1 pseudogene is annotated in these 365 nt (G+C 61.4%); it reads right to left on the reverse strand.

Features of this window, described 5'->3' with window-relative positions:
* Window positions 1-365 (reverse strand): annotated as a pseudogene (locus ACW9IR_RS29735) (toxin VasX); the annotation flags it as partial.

Here is a 365-nt window from a genome sequence, read left to right on the forward strand (position 1 = left end):
GAATATTCCCCAACAAACTCCTTAACTCCCCCTGTTGCGCCGGCGGAAACACCACCGTCACCCCCGCTCTTGCAGGCGTTGCGCCGTACAGCCGCGCCGAGCGATCCGGCAGCTCTTCAATCGGGCTCAACGCTGCCGCCAGTCGCCCTTCGATCTGCGTCAATTGCGCTCGCACCCGCACAATCTCTTCCTGCAACTCCACCGCTCTCGCCGTTTTGTGGCCCTGACGATTCTTGTTGTGGGTGATCTGGTTGCGTTCGCGGTTGAGGGTTTTCAGGTATTCGCGCTCTCTCAGCACTTCCTTGATCGCGCCTTGCAGTGCGGATTGTTCGGCGGGGCTGGCGACGGTGAAGGTCACGCCGCTG

The sequence above is a fragment of the Pseudomonas sp. SDT291_1_S447 genome, assembly GCF_054070155.1.